The organism is Streptococcus parasanguinis CC87K, assembly GCF_000507765.1.
Taxonomy (GTDB): domain Bacteria; phylum Bacillota; class Bacilli; order Lactobacillales; family Streptococcaceae; genus Streptococcus; species Streptococcus parasanguinis_J.
The window spans coordinates 1,304,840-1,331,738 of sequence record NZ_KI669401.1 but is presented as its reverse complement, the minus strand read 5'-3'; the positions used below and the strand labels follow the sequence as shown (position 1 = coordinate 1,331,738).

Sequence of the window (26,899 nt, the reverse complement as noted above, 5' to 3'; positions counted from 1 at the left end):
TAGAGACTGTTAAAAGATGTTTGGCGCTGTGTCAAGTTACTCTTTTCACAAAAAATTTTTTTGATTTTCATAAGGAGGAAATCACGAATGGTAGTTAAAGTTGGTATTAACGGTTTCGGTCGTATCGGACGTCTTGCTTTCCGTCGTATCCAAAACGTAGAAGGTGTTGAAGTTACACGCATCAACGACCTTACAGATCCAGTTATGCTTGCACACTTGTTGAAATACGATACAACTCAAGGTCGTTTCGACGGTACTGTGGAAGTTAAAGAAGGTGGATTCGAAGTTAACGGTAAATTCATTAAAGTTTCCGCTGAACGTGATCCAGAACAAATCGACTGGGCTAACGACGGTGTAGAAATCGTTCTTGAAGCAACTGGTTTCTTTGCTACTAAAGCAGCTGCTGAAAAACACTTGCATGCTGGTGGTGCTAAGAAAGTTGTTATCACTGCTCCTGGTGGATCAGATGTTAAAACAGTCGTATTTAACACTAACCACGATATTCTTGATGGTACTGAAACAGTTATCTCAGGTGCTTCATGTACTACAAACTGCTTGGCTCCAATGGCTAAAGCTCTTCAAGATAACTTCGGTGTTGTTGAAGGATTGATGACTACTATCCACGCTTACACTGGTGACCAAATGATCCTTGACGGTCCACACCGTAAAGGTGACCTTCGTCGTGCACGCGCTGGTGCTGCTAACATCGTTCCTAACTCAACTGGTGCTGCTAAAGCAATCGGTTTGGTTATCCCTGAATTGAACGGTAAATTGGACGGAGCTGCACAACGTGTTCCTGTTCCAACTGGATCAGTTACTGAATTGGTAGTTGTTCTTGACAAGAACGTTACTGTTGATGAAGTGAACGCAGCTATGAAAGCAGCTTCAAACGAATCATACGGTTACACTGAAGATCCAATCGTTTCTTCAGACGTTGTAGGTATGTCTTACGGATCATTGTTTGACGCAACTCAAACTAAAGTTATTGACGTTGACGGTAAACAATTGGTTAAAGTTGTTTCATGGTATGACAACGAAATGTCTTACACTGCACAACTTGTTCGTACTCTTGAATACTTCGCAAAAATTGCTAAATAATTCATGCGTATGATGAGAGGAGGGAAACCTCCTCTTTTTTTGTACTTTTTTTAGGGCTTTCTCATCATATTATAGGAATTGCTAAAATTGATTGACAGTGCTAAATAGATTAGGGTATCCTATCCTTGATTGGAGATTTCTAATACAAGAAAATGAAAGCGATTACAGATCGTGGAGGAAGGAGCCAATGGAAATCGCTCAAGAAAAAGAAAAAAACCATACAAGGAGGTCAAGATGAAAGGTCATCTATTTGAAAAGAAAGAACGATTTAGTATACGAAAATTCAGTGTGGGAGTTTGCTCCGCATTGATTGGGTTAGCATTTTTGGGAACAGGCGCTGTCTCTGCAGATGAGGCGGTTTCTACTAGTGAACAACCCTTGGAAAGCTCTTCAGCAACGACCGAAGACGTCAATCATCTAGTGAGAGAAGCTGGCGTCTATACTGCAGATGCGGCCTTACCTTCTGCAGAAACGGAAAAACCAGCCGCAGAAGCGGTCACTCCGGAGGCTAGTCCTACAAGTACAGAAGCTAGCTCGACAACTACAGATCATCCAGCAGTTTCAGAGACTGAAAAACCGAAAGCTGCTGCAGAAAAAGTGGCTGATTTACCAACCAATGAAGAAAAACAATTAAGACCCAAAGAAGTTAAGTTCGATACCTGGGACGATCTCTTGAAGTGGGAACCAGGAAAACGAGTGGATGACGATATGAACAGAGCAAGCGTCCCACTTGCGAGTCGTTTTCAAGGGAAGCAAATTAACGAACAAGCCAACCCTGAAGCGAAGATCCAAGCACTGTCAAACATGAACTCCAAAGCCAAGGATCATGCGTCTGTCGGCGGGGAAGAATTTAAGGCCTACGCTTTTGATTACTGGCAATATTTGGATTCCATGGTCTTTTGGGAAGGGCTGGTTCCATCAGCAGATGTGATCGATGCTGCACACCGAAATGGGGTTCCTATTTATGGAACAATCTTTTATAACTGGTCTAGCAGCATCAAGGATCAAGAACATTTTGCAGAAACCTTGAAAGAAGATAGTGAAGGCTCTAAAACTTTCCCGATCGCCCGTAAATTAGTTGAACTTGCTAAGTACTATGGCTTTGATGGTTACTTTATCAACCAAGAAACAACCGGAAATCTTGTAGAACCATTGGGGCCAAAATTGAGAGATTTTCTTCTTTATACCAAGGAATATGCGAAGAGTCTGAACTATCCGATTAAGTATTCCTGGTATGATGCTATGACCTATGAATATGGCCGTTACCATGAGAATGCGCTGGGAGAATACAACTACAATTTCATGCAGCCAGAAAATGGGGAAAATCCAGTTGATACCTTCTTTGCTAACTTTAACTGGGGCAAATCAGAAGTGGATTATTCCATCAGTACAGCCAAATGGATTCATCGGAATCCTTATGATGTTCTAGCTGGACTTGAGCTCCAAAAAGGAGGCTCTTATAAGACTAATGTAGACTGGAATGCCATTTTAGATGAACATGGCAAGTTGCGTCTATCTCTTGGTCTTTATGCGCCAGATACCATTACAGGTCTAGGAAAGACTGGAGAAGGATACCATACCCATGAAGATCTATTCTGGACAGGTTTCCAAGGAGATCCGACTAAAGGAAAACCAGCAGACCAATCTTGGTACGGTATGTCCAATCTAGTAGTGGACAAAACTCCTATTACAAGTGAAGATTTCAATACTTCCTTCAATACTGGTCACGGAAAACACTGGTTTGTCGATGGCAAGATTTCTAAAGAAGGGGAATGGAACTACCGTTCTGTTTCTGGCTACCTTCCGACCTGGCGTTGGTGGGTAGAGCATAGTGAAGATAGTACGCCATTGAAAGGCCACTATGATTTTGATCAAGCCTACAATGGAGGAAATTCTCTAGCCTTCGAAGGAGATTTAAAAGCCAATAGCAGTCAAAATGTCATGCTCTATTCGACCAAGATTCCTGTGACAGAAACGACAAAATTGAGCGTCAGTCATAAAGGTGGGATCGGAGCTACTGCCTGGGTAGCTGTTGCCACCAAAGAAGACTACTCTGAATACGAATGGAAAGAATTGACACCGAGTGCGGATTGGTCTACTCAAACCTTTGATTTGGGAAGTTTGGCTGGCAAGACCATTTATGCTGTGAAGATGTTCTTTGACCATAATACGGATGTTAAAGACTACAAATTTAATCTCGGCCAATTGTCGATTACGTCCAACCAAGAGAAACCAGCTACTCCAGCAGAAGTATCCGTTCGGGCAAAACGTCTACAAAATGCGCAAGAAGCAGAAGCAGTCCTCAATTTTAAAGGGGTAGCAGATGCGGATTATTATGAAGTCTATGAAAAAGATGGCGACAACTGGCGTCTTTTAACAGGGTCTTCTGCGACAACCGTCTATCTTCCAAAAGTTAGCCGTTCAGCAAGTGCTGAAGGAACCACTCAGGAACTCAAGGTTGTGGCAGTTGGAAAGAATGGTCAACGTTCAGATGCGGGAACTGTAGCTTTTGATTGGGGCATGACCGTGTCAGATACCAGTCTACCAAAAGCTTTAGCGCCAAACGTAGTCATTGGAGCCAAAGTGATCGGTTCGAGCTTCCCAGATGCGGATGGTAGTGAAGGCATTGAAGGCATGTTAAATGGGACCATTACCAGTCTTTCAGATAAATGGTCTTCTGCTCAATTGAGTGGAACCGTCGATATCCGCTTGACACAACCTCGAACCATTGTTCGTTGGGTGATGGACCATGCTGGTGCTGGTGGAGAATCTGTCGATGATGGCAAGATGAATACCCGTGACTTCGACCTTTACTACAAGGACGAAGCCGGTGAGTGGAAATTGGCCAAGGAAGTTCGTGGCAATAAAGCCCATGTATCTGACATTACACTGGATCATCCGATCAAGGCTCAAGACTGGCGTCTCCATGTCATTACAGCAGATAACGGCACCCCATGGCAAGCCATCCGGATTTACAACTGGAAGATGTATGAAAGTCTGGATACTGAAACGGTCAACATCTCGATGAAACATGCTGCAGCGCAAAACTTAGGTAATCATTTTGTCCAAGTCGGTTTCAAAGATGTTCCAGCTAATACTACTCTGACTCTTTATGCCGATAAAGAAGCCACTAGTCCAATTGCGACTATGACAGCCGATCAAGCTGGAAATCTCATATTTAAACCGCTCGCTTTTGAATCAACCCCATCTCTTCTTTACTATCGCGCGCAAGTTCCTGGTAAAGATATCAGTAATGTTTTGGCGATCGAAGTTCCAAAGAATGATAAAGAAATTGCGGGACTTCAATTTGAAGATGGATTGACCAAGAAGGTCTACCGGGAAGGCGATGCCCTTTCCTTGAAAGGGGCAACTCTCCGCGTTCATTATAAAGATGGCCAAGCAGATCAGCTGGTCAACCTCACCAACTCAGGTGTAGAGATTCATGGATTTGATAGTAGCAAGCTGGGAGAACAACACCTAGAAGTCTCTTACCTTGGTCAGAAATTGGATAAGACCCTCACTGTTTTTGTGGTCAGTGCAGAAGAAGCAGGTGAAAAAGCAGTTGCTGGTCTAGAATTGACCGACAAACCAAAAGTGGAATATATTGTCGGAGAGGCATTGGAGAAAGAAGGCGGACGCTTTACAGTCGTCTTTGAAGATGAAACGACCGAAACGCATGCCTTGACAGATGAAGGTGTGGAAGTAACTGGCTTTGATACGACTAAGGAAGGTCGTCAAACCATCACGGTCCATTACAAAGGAGCTAGCACAAGCTTTGATGTCCTCGTGAATCCAAAACCAGCTCTCAACGATGAATACCTTAAGCAAAAATTGGCTGAAGCTGAAGCTGCAAAAGCCAAAGTAGACTTTACTTTTGCGACTCCTGAAGTCAAAGAAGCTTTGCTAGCTGGAATGGTTGCTTCTGAAAAAGTCTTGAAAGAGCATGATACCAGCACACAAGATCAAGTCAATGAGCAGTTGAACCAATTGACCGCTCTCTTGAAAGCCTTGGATGGTCAAGCCAATCTAACAAAAGAAAAAGAAGCTCTTTCTGCCCTAACAACTGAAGCGACCGCTCTATTAGCAAGCAAGCCAAATCACCCTTCTGGTGACGCTTTGCAGGCACTCCTGGAGAAAAATAAAGAACTCCTAGCTTCTTCAGAGCTCACTCCTGAAGCGCTTGGAACAGCTAAGACAGGTCTAGAGACCTTGATTGCGCTCCTGAAAGAAGATAAGCCAGCGGTCTTTATAGACCCTGCGACTGGAGTCGAAGTTCAATTCTCCAACTTAGAGCCAACCGTTGTCAAAGGACTGAAAGTCGCAAAAGTTGAAGCCAATCAGGCAGAAAAAGAAGAGCTGAAGGGTCGAGAAGGAATCGTCTTTGATATTGAAGGCGTGGATGCCAGCGGTCAAGATATTGATACCCACCATCCATCCCTTGTGAAAATCCCTGTGGATAAGGATAAAGAAGTGGAGCAAGTTCTCTTCTTCCCAGAAGGTCAAGCTCCTCAATCCTTGGCCTTTGAGAGAGTTGGAGATGTAGTCATCTTTACAGCTCCTCACTTTACTCACTATGCGATTGTCTATAAACCAGCACAAACGGAAGGACCAGATCAACCGATCCAACCAGAGGAACCGGCTAAACCTGATCAGCCTGTTCAACCAGCTCAACCAAATCAACCAGTCCAACCAGCTGCCCCAGTAACTCCGGATCCAGCTAATCCATTGAAGCCTACAGAGTCTTCTCAAGTGGATCAGTTGGCCCCAACGACTTCTACTCAAGCGGGTCATCAGGAGGAAGAACACAAGGATATGGTCGATCAAGAGATCCATCAGTTGTTAAGTGCCCACCAAGGAGCGAACTCACAGCCAACAGTTCAGCAAGGAACAAAAGATGCCAGCAAAGAAAGTCAATCGGAACACTTGCCAAATACGGCAAGCCTAGAAGCTTCCTATGCAGCTGAAGCTGTTCTCCTAGCAGCCTTAGGCAGCTTCCTCTTGGCTGGTAAGAAGAAAGAAGAGTAAGTCTTTTACAGGATTCTTTCGTTCACTTAAAAAGTCACTCTCAAAAAACCTCTCTGGTGAAAACCAGAGAGGTTTGATCTTGTATTTAGAAGTGTCGTTCGGATCCTGTGAATTAGAGGGGAAAAGCATTGGATTTTTCTACCTCTTTTACAGCTTTTGTGATATAATTATCATGTATTAAAAAAAGAAGGAGTCATATCTAATGGCAAAATTGACTGTTAAAGACGTTGACTTGAAAGGGAAAAAAGTTCTCGTTCGTGTTGACTTCAACGTTCCTGTAAAAGATGGCGTGATCACTAACGATAACCGTATCACTGCAGCTCTTCCAACTATCAAGTACATCCTTGAACAAGGTGGACGTGCAATCCTCTTCTCTCACCTTGGACGTGTAAAAGAAGAAGCAGATAAAGAAGGTAAATCACTTGCTCCTGTAGCTGCTGACTTGGCTGCTAAATTGGGTCAAGAAGTTAAATTTATCCCAGGTGTTACACGTGGTGCTGAATTGGAAGCAGCTGTTAACGCTCTTGAAGATGGACAAGTTCTCTTGGTTGAAAACACTCGTTTCGAAGATGTTGATGGCAAGAAAGAATCTAAAAACGATCCTGAACTTGGTAAATACTGGGCATCACTTGGAGATGGTATTTTCGTAAACGATGCCTTCGGTACTGCTCACCGTGCACACGCATCTAACGTTGGTATCTCTGCAAACGTTGATAAAGCTGTTGCTGGATTCCTTCTTGAAAACGAAATTGCTTACATCAAAGAAGCAGTTGAAGCTCCAGAACGTCCATTCGTAGCTATCCTTGGTGGATCTAAAGTATCTGACAAGATCGGTGTTATCGAAAACTTGCTTGAAAAAGCTGATAAAGTCCTTATCGGTGGTGGGATGACTTACACATTCTACAAAGCACAAGGTATCGAAATCGGTAACTCACTTGTAGAAGAAGACAAATTGGATGTGGCGAAAGCTCTTCTTGAAAAATCAAACGGCAAATTGATCTTGCCAGTTGACTCAAAAGAAGCGAACGCATTTGCTGACTACACTGAAGTGAAAGACACTGAAGGTGAAGCAGTAGATCCAGGATTCCTTGGTCTTGATATCGGTCCTAAATCAATCGCTAAATTCGACCAAGAATTGACTGGTGCGAAAACAGTTGTATGGAACGGACCTATGGGTGTATTTGAAAACCCTGACTTCCAAGCTGGTACAATCGGTGTGATGGACGCTATCGTGAAACAACCAGGCGTTAAATCAATCATCGGTGGTGGTGACTCAGCTGCTGCTGCGATCAACCTTGGCCGTGCAGACAAGTTCTCATGGATCTCTACTGGTGGTGGTGCTTCTATGGAACTCCTTGAAGGTAAAGAACTTCCAGGATTGGCTGCTCTTACAGACAAATAATCTAAATAGAATGAAAGAGGCTGGGACAAAAGTCCTAGCCTCTCAATTATTTTTGGATTGTCGAGCAAGACGCAGTGGTTGAGTGGGCTCTACTAGGCTGATTTCATCAGCTTTTATAGCCCTACTCAACTGTACGGAGGTGGGACGACGAAATCGAATTCTAACGAATTACCGATTTCTGTCCCGCTCTCTTTTTTCTTTCTATTTATATCTGTTCTCTCCTTTCTGAAAATATGGTAGAATAATAGAAATAGAAAGATAGGTGACCATGGATTACTTTAAACGACACAAATTTGATTGGTCCAAATTCCGTTTGGGGATGAGAACCTTTAAAACAGGGATTGCCGTTTTTATTGTACTACTTATTTTTGGAATATTTGGCTGGCGAGGCCTTCAGATCGGGACGTTGACAGCTGTTTTTAGTTTGAGGGAAGACTTTGATAAGAGTGTCCACTTTGGGGCTTCGCGTGTCATGGGCAACAGTATCGGAGGTTTTTATGCTGTATTGTTCTTCCTTTTAAAAACGCTCTTTCATGGGGCGTATTGGGTGACTCTTATTTTTGTACCCATTGCGACCATGTTAACCATTATGACAAATGTCGCTATGAATAACAAAGCAGGAATTATTGGAGGAGTTTCGGCAATGCTGATCATTACCCTCTCGATTCCTAACGGAGAAACCTTCTTGTATGTTTTTGCCCGAATATTTGAGACCTTTATTGGCGTTTTCGTTGCGATTTTGGTCAATTCGGATGTGGATCGCATTCGCGATTTTCTCAAGAAACACAAAAAACCTATGTAAGATTATATAACATTTAATCTTGACATAGATTTTTTTTTCGATATAATAGAATAGAAAGAGGAATGGTATGAAGGAAAAGGAATTACGACGCTCGCTGGCAGTTTTTCCAATTGGAAGTGTTATGAAGCTGACCGACTTGACAGCTCGCCAGATTCGTTATTATGAAGATCAGGGATTGATTTCTCCTGATCGGACAGAAGGCAATCGCCGCATGTATTCGTTGGACGATATGGACCGCCTGCTTGAGATCAAAGATTATATCTCAGATGGCTTCAATATTGCGGATATTAAGAAGAAATATGCGGAAAAAGAGCAAGAGCAAACCAAGGTTGTCAGTCAAGAAGAGATCCGTAAGGCTCTTCATCGTGACATTCTTCAGCAAAGTCGCTTCACATCTTCCCCATCGCCATATGGTCAATTTCGTTGATCATTTCATAAGCTTGTAATCTATTTTAAGGAGACAAAAATGTCAATTACTGCTGCAGATATTCGCCGTGAAGTAAAAGAAAAAAATGTTACTTTTATTCGCTTGATGTTCTCTGATATTTTGGGAACCATGAAGAACGTCGAAATTCCAGCTACCGATGAGCAACTGGACAAGGTTCTTTCAAACAAAGCCATGTTTGATGGTTCTTCTATCGAAGGATTTGTCCGTATCAACGAGTCAGACATGTATCTTTACCCAGATTTAGATACATGGACAGTTTTCCCTTGGGGAGATGAAAATGGTAGCGTAGCTGGCTTGATCTGTGATGTCTATACGACAGAAGGGGAACCATTTGCAGGAGACCCACGTGGCAACTTGAAACGTGCCCTTCGTCATATGGAAAAACTTGGCTTCAAATCCTTTAACCTTGGACCAGAACCAGAATTCTTCCTCTTTAAGTTGGACGAAAATGGAGATCCAACTCTTGAAGTAAACGACAAAGGTGGCTATTTTGACTTGGCTCCAACAGATCTTGCGGATAACACTCGTCGTGAAATCGTGAATGTCTTGACCAAGATGGGCTTTGAAGTAGAAGCCAGTCACCACGAAGTAGCCGTTGGTCAGCATGAAATCGACTTTAAGTATGACGAAGTTCTCCGCGCTTGTGACAAGATCCAAATCTTTAAACTTGTCGTGAAAACTATCGCTCGTAAACACGGCTTGTATGCAACCTTTATGGCCAAACCAAAATTTGGAATTGCCGGATCAGGTATGCACTGTAATATGTCTCTCTTTGACCAGGATGGCAACAATGCCTTCTTTGATCCGGAAGATCCACGTGGAATGCAATTGTCAGAAACAGCTTATCACTTCTTGGGTGGTTTGATCAAGCATGCCTACAACTTTACAGCCGTGACCAACCCGACTGTCAACTCTTATAAACGTTTGGTTCCTGGATATGAAGCTCCCGTTTATATCGCTTGGGCAGGTCGCAACCGTTCCCCATTGGTACGTGTGCCAGCATCACGTGGTATGGGAACTCGTTTGGAATTGCGCTCCGTAGACCCAATGGCCAATCCTTATGTAGCCTTGGCAGTCTTGCTTGAAGTCGGCCTTCACGGGATTGAAAATAAAATCGAAGCACCTGCTCCGATCGAAGAAAATATCTATGTGATGACACCGGAAGAACGTAGAGCAGCTGGAATCACAGATCTACCTTCTACCCTTCACAATGCCTTGAAAGCCTTGACAGAAGACGAAGTGGTGAAAGCTGCCTTGGGTGAACACATCTACACCAGCTTTCTTGAAGCCAAACGAATCGAATGGGCAAGCTATGCGACCTTCGTATCCCAATGGGAAGTAGACAACTATTTAGATCTTTATTAAGAAACAAGAGTAAAGAGGCTGGGACAAAAGTCCTAGCCTCTCAATTGTTTTTGGATTGTCGAGCAAGATGCAGTGGTTGAGTGGGCTCTACTACGCTGATTTCATCAGCTTTTACAGCCCTACTCAACTGTGCGGAGGTGGGACGACGAAATCGAATTCTAACGAATTACCGATTTCTGTCCCACTCTCTTTTTGATCCTCAAAAAGTCATCATAAAACCAGTTGAAACAGTGGTCTCAACTGGTTGTTTTTTTAATTTTCGTCATCTGGTGTGAGAATCATTGGGATAATGATAGGTTCACGTTCCGTGCTCTCGTATAAGAATGGGCGGAGGGCATTAACAATCGCACCATTGACGGTTTGGATATTGGCATCTTTGTTCTTCAAGGCGATGCGAATTGCATTGAAGAGGATGCGTTGGCTTTCACGGATCAGATCTCCTGATTCACGCATGTAGATAAAACCACGGCTCAAGATGTCTGGTCCAGCCAGGATCATCTTCGATTTGAAGTCAACAGTCGCAACGGCAAGCACGACACCGTCTTCGGAAAGGTCTCTCCGGTCACGAAGGACAGCAGCCCCGATTTCACCGATACGATTTCCATCGACATAGATATCTTGAGCATTGAAGCTTCCTGCGATCCGAGCAGAGTTGGCTGTTAGAGCGAGGACATCACCATTACTCATGATGTAGATATTGTCTTTTTCCACTCCGCAATCACGCGCAAGTCCTGCGTGGATCTTCTGCATCCGGTATTCACCATGGACAGGCATGAAGTATTTTGGTTTGATCAAGCGGAGCATAAGTTTTTGTTCTTGTTGCCCCCCGTGTCCAGAAGTATGGATATTGTTGATCTTCCCGTGAATGACCTCTACACCCGCTTCAGAAATCGTATTGATTAATTTATTCACACTGGTTGTATTTCCAGGAATTGGACTAGAAGAGAAGATCACAGTATCTCCTGGTTGGAGTTGCACTTGGCGGTGCGTTCCGTTGGCAATCCGAGAGAGGGCTGCCATTGGCTCTCCTTGGCTTCCTGTACACATGATCAGGATCTCATTGGCCGCATAGTCTTTGATCTCATTTGGCTCGATAATGGTTCCAGCGGGGACCTTGATGTAGCCAAGCTCGATTCCATTGACGATGGCTTTTTCCATCGAGCGTCCAAAGACGACGATCTTGCGACCGGTCTTGACAGCAGCCTCAGCAGCTTGTTGGAGACGGAAGATATTCGAAGCAAAGGAAGCAAAGATGATGCGTCCGTGGATCCCTTCGATGATCTTCATGATGGATTGGCCAACCACTTTTTCAGAGTTGGTAAAGGTTGGGATTTCCGCGTTGGTTGAGTCTGAAAGCAGGCAGAGAACGCCTTCTTCTCCAAGAGCTGCCATACGATGGAGGTCAGCTGGTTCCCCAACAGGTGTGAAGTCGAATTTGAAGTCTCCGGTACAAACAATCTTTCCTTGAGGGGTGTGAATCACAATCCCTAAAGGTTCTGGAATCGAGTGAGTCGTACGGAAGAAGGTTGCTTTAAGATTTTTAAATTGAAGCTCAGTGTTTTGATTGATTTCGTAGAGTTTAGCATCACGAAGAAGACCATGCTCTTCTAATTTTCCACGGATTAAGGCAAGCGCCAAAGGCCCAGCATAGATAGGGACATTGGCTTGCTTCAAAAGGAAAGGAATCCCACCGATGTGGTCTTCGTGCCCGTGGGTAATGAGGACCGCTTTGACGCGATCGATATTGTCAACGATATAAGAGTAATCTGGGATTACATAGTCGATCCCAAGGAGGTCATCTTCTGGAAATTTGATCCCGGCATCGACAATGATGATTTCATCTTGGTATTCGATCCCGTAGGTATTTTTTCCGATCTCTCCAAGTCCACCAATGGCAAATACACCAACTTCTTCAGGTTTTAAGGTATAAGCCATGGATTAGTACTCCGTTAGTTCAAAAGCACCTGACTCTTTCTCGTAAGCAAGATGTTGCTCAGAAAGTGGTGTGATAAATTCAATGTTGAAATCTGTGTTTGCTTCAACCAATTGACGTGCTTGGATGCGTCCTTCGCGTTCATTCGGTGCATCAATATCGAGATAAAGTGCATGCGTCGTTTCACGACGAGGGTTCCGTTCTTTTGTTTCCTGATAAAAAACTTTGTAAATCATGAAGTAATTTTCCTTTCATTATTTCGGTCTATTTGTTAGCTGCGAAGGAGTGCAATCACTAGAGTTTTCTACTCGCAACTAGTGGACCTGATTCGATACAATTAATTATCATTATATCATAAATTCGCCTGTAAGTAAAAGATAGACTGGAAAAGTCAGAGAGGCAAAGACCTATAATAGAGAAGCTTTTGAGAGGTTTTGGATATGAAAATCCTGCACTCTAAGGGAAAGTTTCGCTGGGATTTGAAGGGAATTTGTAGTATAATATAATCCAGTTCAAGAGGAGTAGGAAATGAAATTATTAGCATTTGATACCTCGAGTAAGGCTCTTTCTGTAGCGATTTTAGAAGATGAGACTCTACTTGCAGAAACAACTTTAACCATTAAAAAGAATCATAGTATCACCTTGATGCCGGTCATCGATTTTTTGATGCAACAAATCGACTTGACACCCAAGGACTTGGACCGCATCGTGGTGGCAGAAGGTCCTGGGAGCTATACTGGGCTGCGCATTGCAGTCGCAACCGCAAAGACCTTGGCTCATACTTTAGGGATTGAATTGGTCGGGGTTTCAAGCCTCTTAGCCCTAGTGCCGGATGATCTAGAAGGTTTGGTAGTACCTGTCATGGATGCCCGTCGGAACAACGTCTATGCGGGTTTTTACCAAGGAGATCAGCTGGTCGCGCCAGAAGGGCATTTTCCATTTGAGGAAGTCCTAGAGCGTGCAGCAACGAGTGAGCAGGTCACCTTTGTCGGAGAGGTCACGGCTTTTAAGGAGCAGATTGCCTCTAGCCTGCCAAGTGCTACTTGCTCTGAAACACTGCCAGATGCAGTGAAAATCGGACGTCTCGGCCTCAAACAAGTACCTGCTAGCCTCCATGATTTTGTCCCCAATTATCTCAAACGGGTCGAAGCGGAGGAAAACTGGCTCAAAGACCACACGGAAACAACGACCTCCTACATCAAGCGTCTATGATCAAAGTAGAAATCAAAAAGGGGCGAATTCAGGATGCAGCCGCTATTCTCTCTGTGATGGAAGATGTCTATGAAGCTAGTCCCTGGAAGTTGGAGCAGATCGAAGCCGATTTAGAGCAGGAATCGATCTCCTATTTCCTAGCTGTGGATGAGGGACAAGTCCTTGGGTTTGTCGCCATTCAAGATACTCTCTATGAAGCAGAGGTTTTGCAGATTGCGGTCAAGCGCGCCTTTCAGGGCCGAGGCCTAGCTCAGCAGTTACTCGCGCAGTTGCCGGACCAAAAAGAGATTTTCTTAGAAGTGCGCGTGTCCAATCAACCGGCCCAAGGCCTATACAAAAAAATGCATTTTGAAGAAATTGCACGGAGGAAAAACTACTATCACGATCCGATAGAGGATGCCGTGATCATGAAGAGGAACCCAAATGAAAGATAGATATATTTTGGCTTTTGAGACATCGTGTGATGAGACCAGCGTGGCTGTCTTGAAAAATGACGACCAACTCTTATCCAATGTCATTGCCAGTCAAATCGAAAGTCACAAGCGTTTTGGTGGAGTAGTGCCTGAGGTAGCCTCTCGTCACCATGTGGAAGTCATCACGGCATGTATTGAAGAAGCCCTAGAAGAAGCCGGCATCACAGAAGACGAGGTCACTGCTGTAGCCGTTACTTACGGCCCAGGCCTGGTTGGGGCTCTTTTAGTCGGCTTGGCTGCAGCTAAGGCCTTTGCCTGGGTGCACGGCCTTCCTTTGATTCCTGTCAATCATATGGCGGGGCACTTGATGGCCGCTCAAAGCGTCGAGCCCTTAGAATTTCCGCTCTTAGCCTTGCTGGTGAGTGGAGGACATACCGAGTTGGTCTATGTCAGTGAAGCGGGGGATTATAAGATCGTCGGAGAGACCCGTGATGACGCTGTAGGAGAGGCTTATGACAAGGTCGGGCGCGTGATGGGCTTGACCTATCCAGCAGGACGTGAGATTGATCAGCTAGCCCACCAAGGGGCTGATATTTATGATTTTCCACGGGCCATGATCAAAGAAGACAATCTGGAATTTTCTTTTTCAGGGCTCAAATCGGCCTTTATCAATCTGCACCACAATGCCCAGCAAAAAGGGGAAAGTCTCTCTAATGCGGACCTGTCAGCGAGTTTCCAAGCAGCCGTCTTAGACATTCTCATGGCCAAGACCAAGAAGGCTTTGGAGAAATATCCAGTCAAGACTCTAGTCGTTGCGGGTGGGGTCGCAGCCAACCAAGGTCTCCGTGAACGCTTGGCTTCTGACATCACGGATGTTAAGGTCATCATTCCGCCTCTGCGTCTCTGCGGGGACAATGCAGGGATGATTGCCTATGCTAGCGTTAGTGAATGGAACAAAGAAAACTTCGCAGGCTGGGACCTCAATGCCAAACCAAGCTTGGCCTTTGAAGGAATTGAATAAGAAAAAGGAGCCAATTGGATGTGCAAGGTCCAATGGCTTTTTTGCTGGAATCTCACCAACTAGTAGCGGATTTGCGAGGTGAAAGAAAATTCGGTATGATAGAAGGAATGAAACTGAGGTGGAAGAGAATAGATATGAAGAAAGAGAAGAGCTATAAATATAGAATTGGTACGATTCTTGTCTTTGCTGTCTGTTTGCTACTGGTTGCAGGATGTGAATCAAAAAAGAAAATTGAAAAAAGTGACAAAGATAAAGAGTCTTACGAATTCTCGGTCTATAATGCGAAATCTGATATTAAAGACTTTCAATTTATCCGTGCAAAAAATGGGCTTGTGGTCGAATGGAAGTTTGATGAAAAAGAACGGAAGAAATCTTTGAAGTCTCCTGATTCATCAGATTGGGTTGAGGTGAACTCTAATTATTTGGTTAGACAAAGGAACAGAGTAAGAGGTATTATTCCATCGAAAAAAATGAAATCAGATGAATTTGCCCATTTAGAGATTTATGATTTGACAGGGAGTAAGGCGAAACGAAAGGAAGTCGATCTTTGGAAGATGATGGTGGAGTATGTAAAAAACGATGATTTTGAGCTCTATAGTCCTTTCCCTACTCTTCGAAAAATGAATGGGAATGACTACGCTATCATTAAAATTATGAAGCAAACTCAGTCACGTTATTTCTTGCTTAATCTTAAAACCCTTAAAATCGATAAAGAAATAACGGAAGAAGAAGTTAATGAGAAAAATAGAGTGTATCTCTCCATTTCTACCCGTAAAGGCTACACTGCTGGAGTTCTTCCGTTTGATAATTATTTTTGGAAGGAAAAATCTTTCAAAGGGGATATCAATTTAAGAGCATCTTATCCGACAGCATTTAAACTCTTTTCAAAACCAGAAGGTTTTGCGTATAAAGTGATCAATTCTGAGAATGGTGCCATTACGAATGGAAAAGAATTGATAGATCTTGAATCAGAATTTCTTAAATTAGGTTCTTCTGTGTACGATCATGCTTACCTACCTAAAGAACTGAGTATAGAAAATAAGGATACGAAAATCTCTCAGTTCGACGAGATTCAAAAGTATTATAACGGTAAATCTTTTTCATATTGATACTGAGAGAATTTTTAGAAAACATACAAGGAGAGTGAAAAAGAGGTTGTTATGCAAACAATGATTAATTTAGGAATATGGGAGAACAAGAATTTCCATTTTGATTGGGAGGAAAAAGTCATACTAGAAGAGACATCTTCTCCTAACTACTGGTCTTATGTACTGCTCCCTATTACATTATTTATTATCAACAAAATTTCGGATGGATTAGCGGAGGCTGGAATATTTGACAATCAGTTGGTACGACTTGGAACGATTCCAATTTTAGGTGTCTTCTCCTACTTTCTTGCGGCGTGGATCATTCGATATTACCATGCGAGTCTGAAATTACAGCCATCCAAGTTAGAGGAGGATCAAGGAAAAAAATTGATCAGGTCCTTGAAGAGACGAAGGGTGTACTTCACCTGTATCCTTAATCTTTTTAGACTCCTAACTGTAGCCGCGATTCTTTTGTTTGTGATTGGCAATGAAACCATTGCAGTCCTCTTTTTGCTCATTAGTTTTTTAGTGATATTTATGTTTAAATTTGATTACCAATTATCCAAATGGCCTTATATGATAGAGATCATATCTCAAGAAGTGGAAAATGGTAAGTAAGAAAATCTCTGATGGTCAAGAGGATTTTGAAAAGTAGGTGGATGTATTGAAAAAAATTTTAAGTTTGAAACTGGTTTTCATATTGGGTGTTATAGTTGGTTTGGTGTTTTATTTTAAACCTTCAGAGACTAAGAAAAAACCTATCGAAAAGAGACCTAGCTCAACAAAAATCATTCATGAAGGGAATCTCAAGGATGTTCAGCTATTTGGTGAGAAAAATCAATTTGTTTTGAGTAAGGATCTGACCTTGGTTGATGGGAAGTATCTGGTTGGTTTTGACTATGTAAAAACCGATGACAGAATAAAATGGGAGTATGTCGGATTCCGATATTACGAGATTGACAATCATTTTAAAGAAACAACCGTAAATGCTTTAGATGAGATTCGTAAGACAGCACCAAAAGCCTTTATTTATGATTATCAAATAAATGTTAATAGTGGAGTAAGTGTTGTAGATCTAATCTATTTTGATTCTCGTAGCGCAATGGAACGTAGTATTGGAAATGGGAAAAATATTTATTACAAGTTGGATGAACAGAAATACTATAGCAAATATGCCATCCCAGAGGGCAGTGCAGTTAAGGAAAAAATAATAGACTATACAAATTTAATGGAATTAATCGATAAGAATACCGGTTTTGACCTTCAAGCAGGATTTAAATTTCAGAAACAGGCTAAGAATGTAAATACAGATATCAATTTATTTGTAATTTATCCGGAATTCAAAGAGAAAATGTTGAGTGGTGAGTACTGGATTGAACCTAGATTACAGTTGTTAAGTAGTAAGGAATGGTTTGATACTCTTCTTCACTGGTTTGCACCTAAAGGACAGGACACCTTACCTGGTGTAAAAATTGAAGCTCGGTACTCAATAGATGGTCAAGAACATGAAATTCGTTCTTATGATGAGTTTAAACAATACTACAATGGAAAAGGTGGTGAATTGGCTGAGTAAAGCCTCATCTGGAAGGTTGGGAGAAGAAAGCTGGATTTGATCAGGTTAGTACCGTCTAGGACGCTATGTTGAAAGCATGTAGGAAGTAAATAGGATGTTAGAATATAAAGAAACAAGTATTTTCTGTCACCAACTGGTAGAGTACAATGGCAAAAAATTTCTGTTAGATGCTAGTACCATGAAGCCTAAGCTCTATTATTGGGGGATGCCAACGGAAGCTATCACTGTTGAGATGATGGAAGTAAATAAAAAAGTTGAAATTCCAGGCACACCCATCAATAAAATAAAAGGAGGGACAGCAGCCATTATAGTCCAGCCATTTGTTGGAGTGGTTTATAGACTCTTACAAAATCTATTCAGTGAGTATGATATTAGTCAGCAAATTTTTCTAAAGATGGTCTTATTCATGGTTGCCATGCTTATATCTTTTGCGTTCTTTCGATTTTCTATAGCAAAGGCTCGTAAAAAAGTTAAGAATCTATTTCCTACAGCGAGGAAGAGATACAGGGTGACTTTCAAGCCGATACCAGAAAGAAAGCAAATTTTTGATGCCCATCTATTAAATGTTGTCTTACTGGCCTGTTTAGCCATGTATTTATTCAACAATAATGGACAAGAGGGGATCTTTTTGGTGATAGGCGGTATTCTTACGGCTTTTCTATTGACCTTTGAATTTGGTAAAGTTCCAGTTCTTTTAGGAGCTAAAACAGGGAATTTACAGTTTGATAGTGTAGAAGAGATAGTCATCGAAAAAAGTAACTAGAATGAAATGGACAAGAAAAAGGAGTAGAAATGATGAAAAAACGATCGTTTTGTTAGTAGCGCTTCTATCATTAACAGCATGCGTCCAGTCTCGACAGGAATCAAAAGATTCTTCGCAGAGCAAAACGGAGCAGATTTCAAAAGAGTCTTCAACTGTTAAAAATGAAAAAGGCTTGCAGTTTGTGGTGGGACCACAGTATGAAGGAAAAGAATCAAATGTAATTGAATTAGGGAAGAAATTAACCAAGGAACATCCAGAACTTGGAAATAAAGGAAGCCTATCGATCAACTATACTGGAGCAACTTTCTCATCTAATCAACAAGAATATGCCGTTTTTCTATTGATTAACAAAGCTGGATTTCAAATTGATAAGGATTTTGACTTTTCATTAAATTGGAAATATGATGGGCAATTCATTTATCAACATCAACGGATTGGCTATAAAATTAGTGACAGTGGAGCATTGCCGGATCAATCTGCTACGATTTTGATCTTGCCAATATCCAGCGAGCAAAAACAAATTGTCGAGAGCATGACACAAGAAGAAAAGATGTCATTAGAGATGTCGGATTTAAAAGTGAATCATTAGGGGAGAGATAGAAATATATCGAGGCTTATCCATTCTCTCTCATTGGTCCCTTTTCAACTTTTTTTCTTGTGTTATAATAGAGGTCAATGATTCAGAAAGGAGTGAGAGAGTGGAAAAAGATTTTTGGCAGGGGGTGAGGGACGCGCTACCGACTGCTTTGGGCTATATCAGTATTGGCCTAGCTTGCGGTGTGGTGGCGTCTCCCTATCTTTCTCCTTTGGAGATGGCCTTGATGAGTGTCTTGGTCTATGCTGGGGCAGCTCAGTTTGCGATGCTCTCTCTGATTGCGGCCCACTCTTCGATTCTGAATATGGCCTTGACGGTGTGTTTGATCAATCTCCGGAATATGTTGATGAGTCTGCATACGTCCACGGATTTTAAGGATGCGAGCCTTGCTCATACCATTGGGATTGGAAGTCTCCTGACCGATGAGAGTTATGGGGTCTACTTGAGTGAGAAGTTAAAGACGGATACCATTACAGTTCCTTGGATGCATGGGAACAATCTAGTAGGCTATGTGGCTTGGATCAGTGCGACGGTTATCGGAACAGCTCTGGGATCTCTCCTACCTGATCCAAAGGCTTTTGGGCTTGATTTTGCCTTAGTGGCTATGTTTATTGGGATTTTTGCAGCCCAGTTTCAAGGAATGCAACTAACAGAAAAGACCAAGACCATGCTCATGGTGCTGTTAGCAGTAGCAGTGAGTTTCTTTCTCTTACTCTTTTTTGTTTCGCAACCTCTAGCAGTGTTAGCTGCGACCTTGATCGGCTGTTTTGTGGGGGTGGTCTGTGATGCGCGTGAATAGTTATATCTTCATGGCCATTCTGGCCTCAGCCCTCGTTACCTGGATTCCTCGGATCTTGCCCTTCCTCTTAGTCAAATACAAGGGACTGCCGGCTCCTGTAACTCGCTTTCTCAAATACCTGCCTATTTCCATTATCTTTGCCTTGGTTTTATCAAGCTTAGTAGATGGGAAAATTGGAAGCCTCCCGCAGTTTCACTGGTTGGACCTAGTGGTGACCATTCCCAGTCTCTTTGTAGCCTTTCGTTACAAAAACCTTATGGGAACTGTTTTGTTTGGAATTGTCTTGATCGCCCTATTACGATTGGTGTTTTAAATGGAAAAATATGTTACAAAAAAATTACAATTGTTACAAAAAAACTTGATTTTTGTAACAATTGGAGTATAATGGTAGTCAGAAAGATAAAGAGGTGATCGTATGAAAAAATCAATCTTCCGTTGGAGTGCCGCTGTTCTGGTGGCTGCTTCACTTGGTCTAGCTCTCGGTGGTTGTGGTGCTAAGGATAAAAAAACAGCTTCCTCATCCGAAAAAGCATCTACCAGCAAGGTAGAGAAAAAAGCTAAAAGTAATAGCAAAAAGAGTGCGGCATCTTCCTCTCAGGCAAACGATACAGCTAGCTCTTCGACTCAAGCCAGTAGCGCGACAGCTTCAAAAGACTCTGGTAAGACCGAGAATGCGTCTACTACGACGCAAGCTACTGTCCCTGCAGAACTGGTGGGAACTTGGGTAGGATCTAGCCCACAAGCGGATGCGATTAAAATGACTGTGGATGCCAATGGAGATGTGACAACAGTGGTTAGCTTCAAAAATGATAGCGAACCGACTCGGACAGCGACCTATACGGCTAGAGCTGTCAAAGCAACTGGAAATATCTACTATTGGGATGCTGAAGGTCTTGATGGAGCGGATGCCTTGCTTCCTGGGATCACAGGGCTAGGTGTAGCCAACTTCCGACTGGAGCCAGGTTTTGTCTTAGAAGAAGGACACTATACCCCGATTGTTTTCACAGCGCCTGTCAATACAGAATTTGACTACACCAAATACAATGATTTCCGTTTTTCATTAACCAAAGAACAATAAAAAGACGAACTCGATGGAAAATCGAGTTCGTTTTTTTTAATAATGAAGGATCCCTGCTACCCAACCGGTACAGAGGGCGGATGTGATATTAAAACCGCCTGTATGGGCATTGATATCGAGGACTTCTCCTGCAAAGTGGAGCCCAGGAACTAGCTTACTTTCTAGGGTTTTAGGATTGATTTCTTTGAGGCTGACGCCGCCCTTGGTGACAAAGGACTTAGCTAGAGACATCTTCCCAGTAACAGGAATAGGCATCTCTTTGATGTTTTGAATGAGCTCTTCTGTCTGAGGAGGAGTGAGTTGCTTGGCTTTTTCAGGGAATCCTTGCGCCAAGAAATCAGCTAATCGTTCAGGAAGAAGGGCTTTGAGGCTATTTTTAATCGCCTTTTCTCGATGCTCTTTTAGAAAGTCTTTTAACTCTTGAGAAGAGGTAGTCGGAAGGAGGTCCAGAGATAAGATTTCGCCGCCTTTAACAAAGCTGGACATCCGAAGGGCTGCAGGGCCAGAAAGTCCAAAATGGGTAAAGAGAAGGTCGTGTGTGATGATGTGTTTGCCGTAGCTGAGGGTCACATCTGTCAGAGAGATACCTTGGAGGGCCTTGTGTGGGAAATCTGTCAAAAGAGGGCTTTCTGCCGCTTCTAGATCCGTAATGTTATGTTTGAAGTGACGGGCAATTTCGTGTCCGTAGCCAGTAGAGCCGGTAGAAGGGTAGGATTTGCCTCCAGTCGTAACGATCAGCTTATCAGCTGTCCAAGTGTTTTCAGCTGATTTGACGATGAAGACGTCTTCTGGCTTGGTGACAGAGACCACTTCACAGTTGGTGGCAATGCTAGCACTAAGCTCAAGAATCTTATTTTCTAAGGCTTGAATAATGGTGCGAGATTGATCACTAACAGGAAAGACCCGGCCATGGTCTTCGACTTTTAACTTGACGCCATTATCGGTAAAAAATTGGATGATATCATGATTATCAAATTGGGAAAACACACTGTAAAGGAAACGGCCATTTCCAGGGATACCGGCCATCAAATCGTCTAAGGTCCCGTTGTTTGTGACATTACAGCGCCCCCCTCCGGTACCTGCAAGTTTCTTACCCAGCTTTTTATTTTTTTCGATCAGTAGCGTAGGTTGGCCATAAGAGGCGCTGGCAATGGTCGCCATCATACCTGCTGGGCCACCGCCGATAACAATGGTGTGAAAATGAGTCATGTCGTTCTTCCTTCTTTTGTTTCTTTCATGATTTGCTTTGTCCATTATATCATTTTATGGACGGCTTCGGAAAATGAAGGAATCAAAAAAACAAGCATCTTTCGATGCTTGCTTTTGAATGATTCTTCGATCAACTTATTACATGATTCCAAGGAAGTAACGGATGAAGAAGAAGGCAAGGACAGCACCAACAAATGGAGCAGTACCTGGTACAAGAAGACCATATTGCCAGTCGTTGTTTACTTTATCTTTGATTGGCAAGATTTGGTAAGCGAAACGAGGTCCAAGGTCACGCGCTTGGTTCATGGCGAAACCTGTAGTACCACCAAGACCCATACCGATAGCCCAAACGATCAAACCAACAGTGAATGGAAGCATTGCTTCGTTGGCGTGTTCAGCAGCCATGATAGATGTCAAGAAGATAAATGTTGCGAACGCTTCGACGAAGTAGTTACGTGGAAGGTTACGGCAGTTAGGGTTTGTAGAGAAGATGTTACGGATAGCAACACCATCAATTTGACCTTCAGAAATCTTGAAGTGATCTGCATACATAAAGTAAGCAATGACTGCTCCAAGGAAGGCACCGATGAATTCAGCGATTGCGATTGGGAAGAATTGAGCGATTGTCAATTTACCAAGAAGGACTTTAAGCAAAGCCATAGCAGGGTTCATTGAAACGCCGCCAAAGACGAACAAGCAGACAGTGATACCGAATGCCCATGTTGTGATCGCGAATAAGTGTCCAGTTCCAGCATATTTTGTTTTCTTCAAAACGTCGTCACAGTGTACGCCAACCCCGAAGATAATCATCAAAGCTGTACTCATAACTTCTGCAAGTAATTGATGTGTCATGTTAATAAATGTCTCCTAAATTAATAAATGTATTTTTGTAATTGGTGATAAACCTCTTGAATCGACAACTGCATCTCCGTAGCAATACGCTGACAGTCTTCGTATTCAAGCGTCTTCTTAGTGATGGATCCGTACTGATTGATTTTAACCGTAACGGTTCCAAATTCCGTATCGATTTGTTCAAACCGACGTTGCATGACCTTGCGGTCAACTTGTTGGTATCGAAAACCAATGGTACTGGTTTCTTTGAACAAGAGGGTTGAAAAATCTTCCAACTGACTTCCTTGAATCAAGAGAATCAACTCAAAGCCAGGGCGATTCTTTTTCATTACGACGCTACGATAGTAGACATCTAAAGCTCCAGCATCCAGGAAACGGTGGATAATATAACCGAGTTGCTCTGGAGTTTGATCATCGATCGTAGTAGTGATCTCAACGATTTGATCTTCCGTGCGATGAACAACAGTGGTGCTGTGAGAGGTGTCTTCTTTCAATAGCGAACCGCGTAAAGCATTGAATTTTCCAGTCTCTCTTTTACCAAATCCATAGCCCACACTTTCGATAGAAAGGTGAGAGGGGATTGGTTCAAAGATTGGGGACAATGCTTTAAGGAGGGCTAACCCTGTTGGAGTAATCAACTCCGTTTTGACTGTGAAGTCTTGAGTAATCGGAATAGTCGTTCCTTTTCTCAATTGCATCACAGCGGGAACCGGAACAGGCATTTCTCCATGGGCAACTGAAATGGTCCCACTTCCCTCAGTGAGAGGAGTGGAGTAAACTGTATCGATACCGAGCGATTCCACTAGGATGAAAAAGCTAACGATGTCGACGATGGAGTCAATTGCTCCAATTTCATGGAAATGAATCTGTTCGACAGGCATGTTATGCACAGCTGCTTCGGCCTTTGCGATATCAAGAAAAACTTCCAGACTTTTTTGTTTTACAAAAGGACTCAACTGTGAAGCGGCAATTAAACCGTGGATATCCGCATAACTGCGAGCATCCGCATGGGAATGGTCATGATGATGTTCGTGATCATGATGATGTTCGTGATCATGATGATGTTCATGATCGTGATGATGTTCATGATCGTGATGATGTTCATGATCGTGATCAAAATCACCTTCAATCCCCGTATCTTTCTCCCCGTGGTGAAGGTGAACATCGAAATCAGTTCCCCAAATTGCGCTTTTTGCGACGCGATGAACGTGGAGGTGGAAACCATCCACTCCCAGTTTCTCGAGTTCTGTGTGAAGAAGCTCGACATCTGCCCCAAGGTCCACAAGAAGACCATTGAGCATATCGCCACTTATTCCAGAAAAAGGTTCTAAAAATAGACTGGTCATCAGTTTTCCTTTCGATTGTGGTTGAGTCGATTGATCATACATGCTGAATAAGCTGCACCAAATCCGTTATCAATGTTGACGACCGTTACGCCAGAAGCGCAAGAGGTCAACATACTCATCAGGGTCGTTAGCCCTTGAAGGTTGCTTCCGTATCCAATACTAGTCGGAACGGCAATAACGGGGACATCCACAAGGCCTCCTACGACACTGACAAGAGCTCCTTCCATACCAGCAATCACGATGATCACACTGGCTTTTTGGATCTCTTCTAAGCGATTGAAGAGGCGATGGATGCCGGCGACTCCCACATCATAGATTCGGCGAACCGAATGGCCAAAGGTTTCTGCAGTGACTGCAGCTTCTTCTGCAACAGGAACATCACTTGTCCCTGCTGTGACGACCGCAATGTAGTGTTCAGGATCGGCTTCTTCCTTTTTAGAGTTGAGAACGAAGCAGCGGGCTTCTGGATAATAGTGGCCAGTCGGAAAGCGCTGAGAAAGAGCCTCTCCCTTTTGGAGAGAGACTCTTGTTGTGAGGATCGGCAATTCTTTTTGTGAAAGAAATTGCAGGATTCCTTCAATTTGCTCAACTGTCTTTCCTTCGCCGTATACGACTTCAGGGAAGCCGTTGCGACGTTGCCGGTCAGTATCAATTGCTGCATACCCTAGTTCTTTAACCCCGTTGATTTGCTCCAGCGCATCCTCAACGGAGAGATGACCTGCTTGCAAAGAACGGAGTGTTTGTTCTAGATTGGGTTGAAAATCCATGGTAGATTCTATTCAACAACGACAGAAAGTCCGTCGCGGATAACTGCTACTTTAGCATCTTTTCCTTCACGAGCAAAGGCTTTTTCAAGCGCTTCGTCAAATGAAGTTGCAAGTTCCATATGCATACCTGTGATCAATTCAGGATCTACAAGGTCAGATACAAAGATAACATGGTGGTGTACCAAAATACGTGCCAAGATTTGAGAAGTCCATTGGTCTGGGACAGTCTCTAAACGAGGTGTATTGATGGCTTGTTCCAAGAATTCTTTTGGATCTTCTACGTCAGCAAGGTTGCGATAGAAACCTTCTCCACCGTGACCATCTGCACATCCAGCCACCATGATGATTGTTCCGCCTTCTTTGTTAGAAGCTTCGGCTGCAGTCATCCCTTTAACAGCTTGGTAGATGTTTTGGTCAAGTGGGAAACCACCGTTTGTTGAAATTGTGATGTCGCTTTCGATCTTAGACACATGTGCCAAGTCTGCAACGAATTCACAACCAACTTTGTGGGCTTCAACCATGTCCCCAGCGAAAGATCCGATGATGTGTTTTTCGCCGTCCAATACAACGTTGACGATGAAGGCCAAGTTTGCAGTACGAGCAGCGTAAAGCATATCTTCGTGGATTGGGTTGTGGTCAAGGTTACCAGTACGTGCCTTATCAGAATTGATGAAGTCACCTGAGTGGTTCGCCATGATAGTCTTGTATGAAGCAATACCTGGAAGGACTGATTTACGTCCACCTGAGAATCCAGCAAAGAAGTGAGATTCGATGAATCCTTCTGCTATCAACAAGTCAGCTTCAGCAGCAATCTTGTTGATGATACAATCCCCACCTGAAGGAAGTTGACCGATTTTAACCATGTCATCGTCGTTTGTTGAAATGTGCATAACGATTTCTTCATTGTCAACGATTTCTTGGCCGTATTTGTTGATCAATTCTTCACGAGTTGAAGGACGGTGGAAACCAGTAGCAACCAAGATACGCACGCGTGCATCAGGGTTAACTGAGCGAATACGACGCAAAATGATTGGAGTGATGATGTGAGAAGGAACGGGACGAGTGTGGTCAGAACTGATCAACACGATGTCTTTTTTGCCTTTAGCAAGTTCTTCCAAAGTAGGGCTGCCGATAGGGTTGTACATTGAACGTTCAACAGTTTCTTCTTCAGACAGTGGGTTATGGAAGTTTTCCGCCTTAGACTCTAACAATCCTGCAAAGTTTTCATCTGGAATCTTTGCAACAATCGATTTTTTGTCGTACGGTAATTTAATTTCTACCATTATTTGCGATCTCCTTTATTAATACTGATACTTATAGTATAATTCTTTTTAAAAAGAGGTGTGCACCAATTGATGTCAACAAATGTTAACTATATTGTTTAAGAACAGGTGTATCATTAGTGTGATTTCAAGAAAGAGCAGATGGGGAGGAAAAACCGTCGTGAATTCAGAATTTTTAGTGAAATTTTTGGAAGAGAGGCGAACGCCCATTATCAAGAAAAAATACCACAGCTACCTCTCTTATCGCGGGATTAAAGAGGACTATATCTATATTTTAAAAGAAGGGGTTGTCAAGACCAGTGTCATCATGCGTGATGGTCGAGAATTTAACTTTTCCTATTTAAAAGCGACCGATATTGTATCCTTGTTACGGGATGAGGTATCCAATTATACGGACTCGCCTTTTAACGTGCGCGTCGAGACAGCTGAGGCTAGTTTTTACCGGATTCCTCGGGTCAAGTTCTGGACCTTTGTCAAAGAGAAAAAGGAACTGCAAGATTACGTACGGGATTATTATCGCAATAAACTGTCTGAGAGTATGGAATCCCAGCAGTACATGATGATGAATGGGAAAAAAGGCGCAGTTTGTTTTCACCTACAAAAGCTGTGCAGTTTGTTTGGGGTAGAGCAGGACGATGGTATCTTGATTGATTTTAATATTACCAATGAAGATATTGCTGGTTTTTGTGGGATCTCAACCCGAAACAGTGTCAACCGCATACTGAACGAATTAAAGCGGGAGGGAGTTTTAGACATTCGACAGCAAAAGATCGTTATTTTGGACATCGAACGAATCGAAGAATTTATTGGAAGGGAAACATTCTAAC

General features: G+C 42.9%; 25 protein-coding genes. 18 read left to right on the top strand and 7 right to left on the bottom strand.

The annotated features are described in order from the left end of the window. Positions 1-87 precede the first annotated feature (87 nt). The 6 genes from gap (at position 88) to glnA (ending at position 10,140) form a co-directional block, all read left to right on the top strand. On the top strand, positions 88-1,098 hold the full coding sequence (gap, locus tag HMPREF1195_RS06335; protein ID WP_023919220.1) for a type I glyceraldehyde-3-phosphate dehydrogenase: 1,011 nt from the start codon (positions 88-90) through the stop codon (positions 1,096-1,098). A gap of 234 nt (positions 1,099-1,332) precedes the next feature. Beyond that, a complete protein-coding gene (locus tag HMPREF1195_RS06330) occupies positions 1,333-6,123 on the top strand; it encodes an endo-beta-N-acetylglucosaminidase (RefSeq protein WP_023919218.1) in 4,791 nt (1,596 codons plus the stop codon). A gap of 202 nt (positions 6,124-6,325) precedes the next feature. After that, complete coding sequence (locus tag HMPREF1195_RS06325; RefSeq protein ID WP_003008876.1) at positions 6,326-7,525, top strand: phosphoglycerate kinase; 1,200 nt, start codon at positions 6,326-6,328, stop codon at positions 7,523-7,525. A 268-nt stretch (positions 7,526-7,793) separates the two neighbouring features. Further along, positions 7,794-8,327, top strand: coding sequence for an FUSC family protein (locus HMPREF1195_RS06320; protein ID WP_003008874.1), 534 nt, complete (start codon positions 7,794-7,796; stop codon positions 8,325-8,327). 67 nt (positions 8,328-8,394) lie between these two features. Then, complete coding sequence (locus tag HMPREF1195_RS06315) at positions 8,395-8,754, top strand: MerR family transcriptional regulator (RefSeq protein WP_003008872.1); 360 nt, start codon at positions 8,395-8,397, stop codon at positions 8,752-8,754. 39 nt (positions 8,755-8,793) lie between these two features. Further along, on the top strand, positions 8,794-10,140 hold the full coding sequence (glnA, locus tag HMPREF1195_RS06310; protein WP_023919214.1) for a type I glutamate--ammonia ligase: 1,347 nt from the start codon (positions 8,794-8,796) through the stop codon (positions 10,138-10,140). 252 nt (positions 10,141-10,392) lie between these two features. Here the strand turns inward: glnA and rnjA are convergent, their stop codons facing one another. Together rnjA and HMPREF1195_RS06300 are read right to left on the bottom strand one after the other, a co-directional pair. Further along, the gene (rnjA, locus tag HMPREF1195_RS06305) at positions 10,393-12,075 is read right to left on the bottom strand and encodes a ribonuclease J1 (RefSeq protein ID WP_023919212.1); all 1,683 of its coding nucleotides are present in this window, start codon (positions 12,073-12,075) and stop codon (positions 10,393-10,395) included. A 3-nt stretch (positions 12,076-12,078) separates the two neighbouring features. Next, entirely contained in the window at positions 12,079-12,309 is a 231-nt protein-coding gene (locus HMPREF1195_RS06300; protein WP_021153967.1) for a DNA-directed RNA polymerase subunit epsilon, read from the bottom strand. A gap of 292 nt (positions 12,310-12,601) precedes the next feature. Between HMPREF1195_RS06300 and tsaB the strand changes: the two genes are divergently transcribed. The 11 genes from tsaB to HMPREF1195_RS06245 all read left to right on the top strand — a co-directional run bounded on the left by tsaB (position 12,602) and on the right by HMPREF1195_RS06245 (position 20,615). Beyond that, complete coding sequence (gene tsaB / locus HMPREF1195_RS06295) at positions 12,602-13,285, top strand: tRNA (adenosine(37)-N6)-threonylcarbamoyltransferase complex dimerization subunit type 1 TsaB (RefSeq protein WP_023919210.1); 684 nt, start codon at positions 12,602-12,604, stop codon at positions 13,283-13,285. Continuing rightward, positions 13,282-13,719, top strand: a complete 438-nt coding sequence (rimI, locus tag HMPREF1195_RS06290) for a ribosomal protein S18-alanine N-acetyltransferase (RefSeq protein ID WP_023919208.1) — start codon at positions 13,282-13,284, stop codon at positions 13,717-13,719. The genes tsaB and rimI overlap by 4 nt, the downstream gene beginning before the upstream one ends. Further along, positions 13,709-14,719, top strand: a complete 1,011-nt coding sequence (tsaD, locus tag HMPREF1195_RS06285; RefSeq protein ID WP_023919206.1) for a tRNA (adenosine(37)-N6)-threonylcarbamoyltransferase complex transferase subunit TsaD — start codon at positions 13,709-13,711, stop codon at positions 14,717-14,719. Before rimI ends, tsaD begins: the two co-directional genes overlap by 11 nt. 20 nt (positions 14,720-14,739) lie before the next feature. After that, the gene (locus tag HMPREF1195_RS06280; RefSeq protein ID WP_023919204.1) at positions 14,740-15,828 is read left to right on the top strand and encodes a hypothetical protein; all 1,089 of its coding nucleotides are present in this window, start codon (positions 14,740-14,742) and stop codon (positions 15,826-15,828) included. Positions 15,829-15,879: 51 nt separating this feature from the next. After that, positions 15,880-16,425: a hypothetical protein gene (locus HMPREF1195_RS06275; RefSeq protein ID WP_023919203.1), complete on the top strand. Its 546-nt coding sequence runs from the start codon at positions 15,880-15,882 to the stop codon at positions 16,423-16,425. Between the two features lie 37 nt (positions 16,426-16,462). Beyond that, the gene (locus tag HMPREF1195_RS06270) at positions 16,463-17,380 is read left to right on the top strand and encodes a hypothetical protein (RefSeq protein WP_225305912.1); all 918 of its coding nucleotides are present in this window, start codon (positions 16,463-16,465) and stop codon (positions 17,378-17,380) included. A gap of 94 nt (positions 17,381-17,474) precedes the next feature. After that, the gene (locus HMPREF1195_RS06265) at positions 17,475-18,143 is read left to right on the top strand and encodes a DUF443 domain-containing protein (RefSeq protein WP_023919199.1); all 669 of its coding nucleotides are present in this window, start codon (positions 17,475-17,477) and stop codon (positions 18,141-18,143) included. Position 18,144: 1 nt separating this feature from the next. Then, positions 18,145-18,732 carry a hypothetical protein gene (locus HMPREF1195_RS06260; RefSeq protein WP_023919197.1) on the top strand — a complete coding sequence of 196 codons (588 nt, stop codon included), beginning with the start codon at positions 18,145-18,147 and terminating at the stop codon, positions 18,730-18,732. A gap of 109 nt (positions 18,733-18,841) precedes the next feature. After that, entirely contained in the window at positions 18,842-19,537 is a 696-nt protein-coding gene (locus HMPREF1195_RS06255; RefSeq protein ID WP_023919195.1) for an AzlC family ABC transporter permease, read from the top strand. Next, positions 19,524-19,850, top strand: coding sequence for an AzlD domain-containing protein (locus tag HMPREF1195_RS06250; protein WP_023919193.1), 327 nt, complete (start codon positions 19,524-19,526; stop codon positions 19,848-19,850). The genes HMPREF1195_RS06255 and HMPREF1195_RS06250 overlap by 14 nt, the downstream gene beginning before the upstream one ends. 102 nt (positions 19,851-19,952) lie before the next feature. Further along, entirely contained in the window at positions 19,953-20,615 is a 663-nt protein-coding gene (locus HMPREF1195_RS06245) for a hypothetical protein (protein WP_023919191.1), read from the top strand. Positions 20,616-20,651: 36 nt separating this feature from the next. On the opposite strand, the gene HMPREF1195_RS06240 is transcribed toward HMPREF1195_RS06245, so the two are convergent. From HMPREF1195_RS06240 to larA, 5 genes are all read right to left on the bottom strand, one after another. Beyond that, on the bottom strand, positions 20,652-21,824 hold the full coding sequence (locus HMPREF1195_RS06240) for an aminoacetone oxidase (protein WP_023919189.1): 1,173 nt from the start codon (positions 21,822-21,824) through the stop codon (positions 20,652-20,654). Positions 21,825-21,962: 138 nt separating this feature from the next. Further along, positions 21,963-22,676 (bottom strand): D/L-lactic acid transporter LarD, encoded by a 714-nt coding sequence (gene larD / locus HMPREF1195_RS06235; protein ID WP_021153955.1) that lies wholly within the window; start codon positions 22,674-22,676, stop codon positions 21,963-21,965. Between the two features lie 20 nt (positions 22,677-22,696). Next, entirely contained in the window at positions 22,697-24,022 is a 1,326-nt protein-coding gene (larC, locus tag HMPREF1195_RS06230) for a nickel pincer cofactor biosynthesis protein LarC (protein ID WP_023919187.1), read from the bottom strand. Then, positions 24,022-24,789 (bottom strand): nickel pincer cofactor biosynthesis protein LarB, encoded by a 768-nt coding sequence (larB, locus tag HMPREF1195_RS06225; RefSeq protein ID WP_023919185.1) that lies wholly within the window; start codon positions 24,787-24,789, stop codon positions 24,022-24,024. The genes larC and larB overlap by 1 nt, the downstream gene beginning before the upstream one ends. Positions 24,790-24,797: 8 nt before the next feature. Continuing rightward, a complete protein-coding gene (gene larA, locus HMPREF1195_RS06220; RefSeq protein ID WP_023919183.1) occupies positions 24,798-26,072 on the bottom strand; it encodes a nickel-dependent lactate racemase in 1,275 nt (424 codons plus the stop codon). A gap of 160 nt (positions 26,073-26,232) precedes the next feature. Here larA and HMPREF1195_RS06215 point away from each other — a divergent pair, with 160 nt between their 5' ends. Then, on the top strand, positions 26,233-26,898 hold the full coding sequence (locus HMPREF1195_RS06215) for a Crp/Fnr family transcriptional regulator (protein ID WP_023919181.1): 666 nt from the start codon (positions 26,233-26,235) through the stop codon (positions 26,896-26,898). Position 26,899: the final 1 nt, after the last annotated feature.

Coding starts and splice junctions, on each gene's coding strand:
- gap (WP_023919220.1), top strand. CDS start 88: ATGGTAGTTAAAGTTGGTATTAACGGTTTCGGTCGTATCGGACGTCTT.
- HMPREF1195_RS06330 (WP_023919218.1), top strand. CDS start 1,333: ATGAAAGGTCATCTATTTGAAAAGAAAGAACGATTTAGTATACGAAAA.
- HMPREF1195_RS06325 (WP_003008876.1), top strand. CDS start 6,326: ATGGCAAAATTGACTGTTAAAGACGTTGACTTGAAAGGGAAAAAAGTT.
- HMPREF1195_RS06320 (WP_003008874.1), top strand. CDS start 7,794: ATGGATTACTTTAAACGACACAAATTTGATTGGTCCAAATTCCGTTTG.
- HMPREF1195_RS06315 (WP_003008872.1), top strand. CDS start 8,395: ATGAAGGAAAAGGAATTACGACGCTCGCTGGCAGTTTTTCCAATTGGA.
- glnA (WP_023919214.1), top strand. CDS start 8,794: ATGTCAATTACTGCTGCAGATATTCGCCGTGAAGTAAAAGAAAAAAAT.
- rnjA (WP_023919212.1), bottom strand. CDS start 12,075: ATGGCTTATACCTTAAAACCTGAAGAAGTTGGTGTATTTGCCATTGGT.
- HMPREF1195_RS06300 (WP_021153967.1), bottom strand. CDS start 12,309: ATGATTTACAAAGTTTTTTATCAGGAAACAAAAGAACGGAACCCTCGT.
- tsaB (WP_023919210.1), top strand. CDS start 12,602: ATGAAATTATTAGCATTTGATACCTCGAGTAAGGCTCTTTCTGTAGCG.
- rimI (WP_023919208.1), top strand. CDS start 13,282: ATGATCAAAGTAGAAATCAAAAAGGGGCGAATTCAGGATGCAGCCGCT.
- tsaD (WP_023919206.1), top strand. CDS start 13,709: ATGAAAGATAGATATATTTTGGCTTTTGAGACATCGTGTGATGAGACC.
- HMPREF1195_RS06275 (WP_023919203.1), top strand. CDS start 15,880: ATGCAAACAATGATTAATTTAGGAATATGGGAGAACAAGAATTTCCAT.
- HMPREF1195_RS06265 (WP_023919199.1), top strand. CDS start 17,475: ATGTTAGAATATAAAGAAACAAGTATTTTCTGTCACCAACTGGTAGAG.
- HMPREF1195_RS06260 (WP_023919197.1), top strand. CDS start 18,145: ATGAAATGGACAAGAAAAAGGAGTAGAAATGATGAAAAAACGATCGTT.
- HMPREF1195_RS06250 (WP_023919193.1), top strand. CDS start 19,524: ATGCGCGTGAATAGTTATATCTTCATGGCCATTCTGGCCTCAGCCCTC.
- HMPREF1195_RS06245 (WP_023919191.1), top strand. CDS start 19,953: ATGAAAAAATCAATCTTCCGTTGGAGTGCCGCTGTTCTGGTGGCTGCT.
- HMPREF1195_RS06240 (WP_023919189.1), bottom strand. CDS start 21,824: ATGACTCATTTTCACACCATTGTTATCGGCGGTGGCCCAGCAGGTATG.
- larD (WP_021153955.1), bottom strand. CDS start 22,676: ATGACACATCAATTACTTGCAGAAGTTATGAGTACAGCTTTGATGATT.
- larC (WP_023919187.1), bottom strand. CDS start 24,022: ATGACCAGTCTATTTTTAGAACCTTTTTCTGGAATAAGTGGCGATATG.
- larB (WP_023919185.1), bottom strand. CDS start 24,789: ATGGATTTTCAACCCAATCTAGAACAAACACTCCGTTCTTTGCAAGCA.
- larA (WP_023919183.1), bottom strand. CDS start 26,072: ATGGTAGAAATTAAATTACCGTACGACAAAAAATCGATTGTTGCAAAG.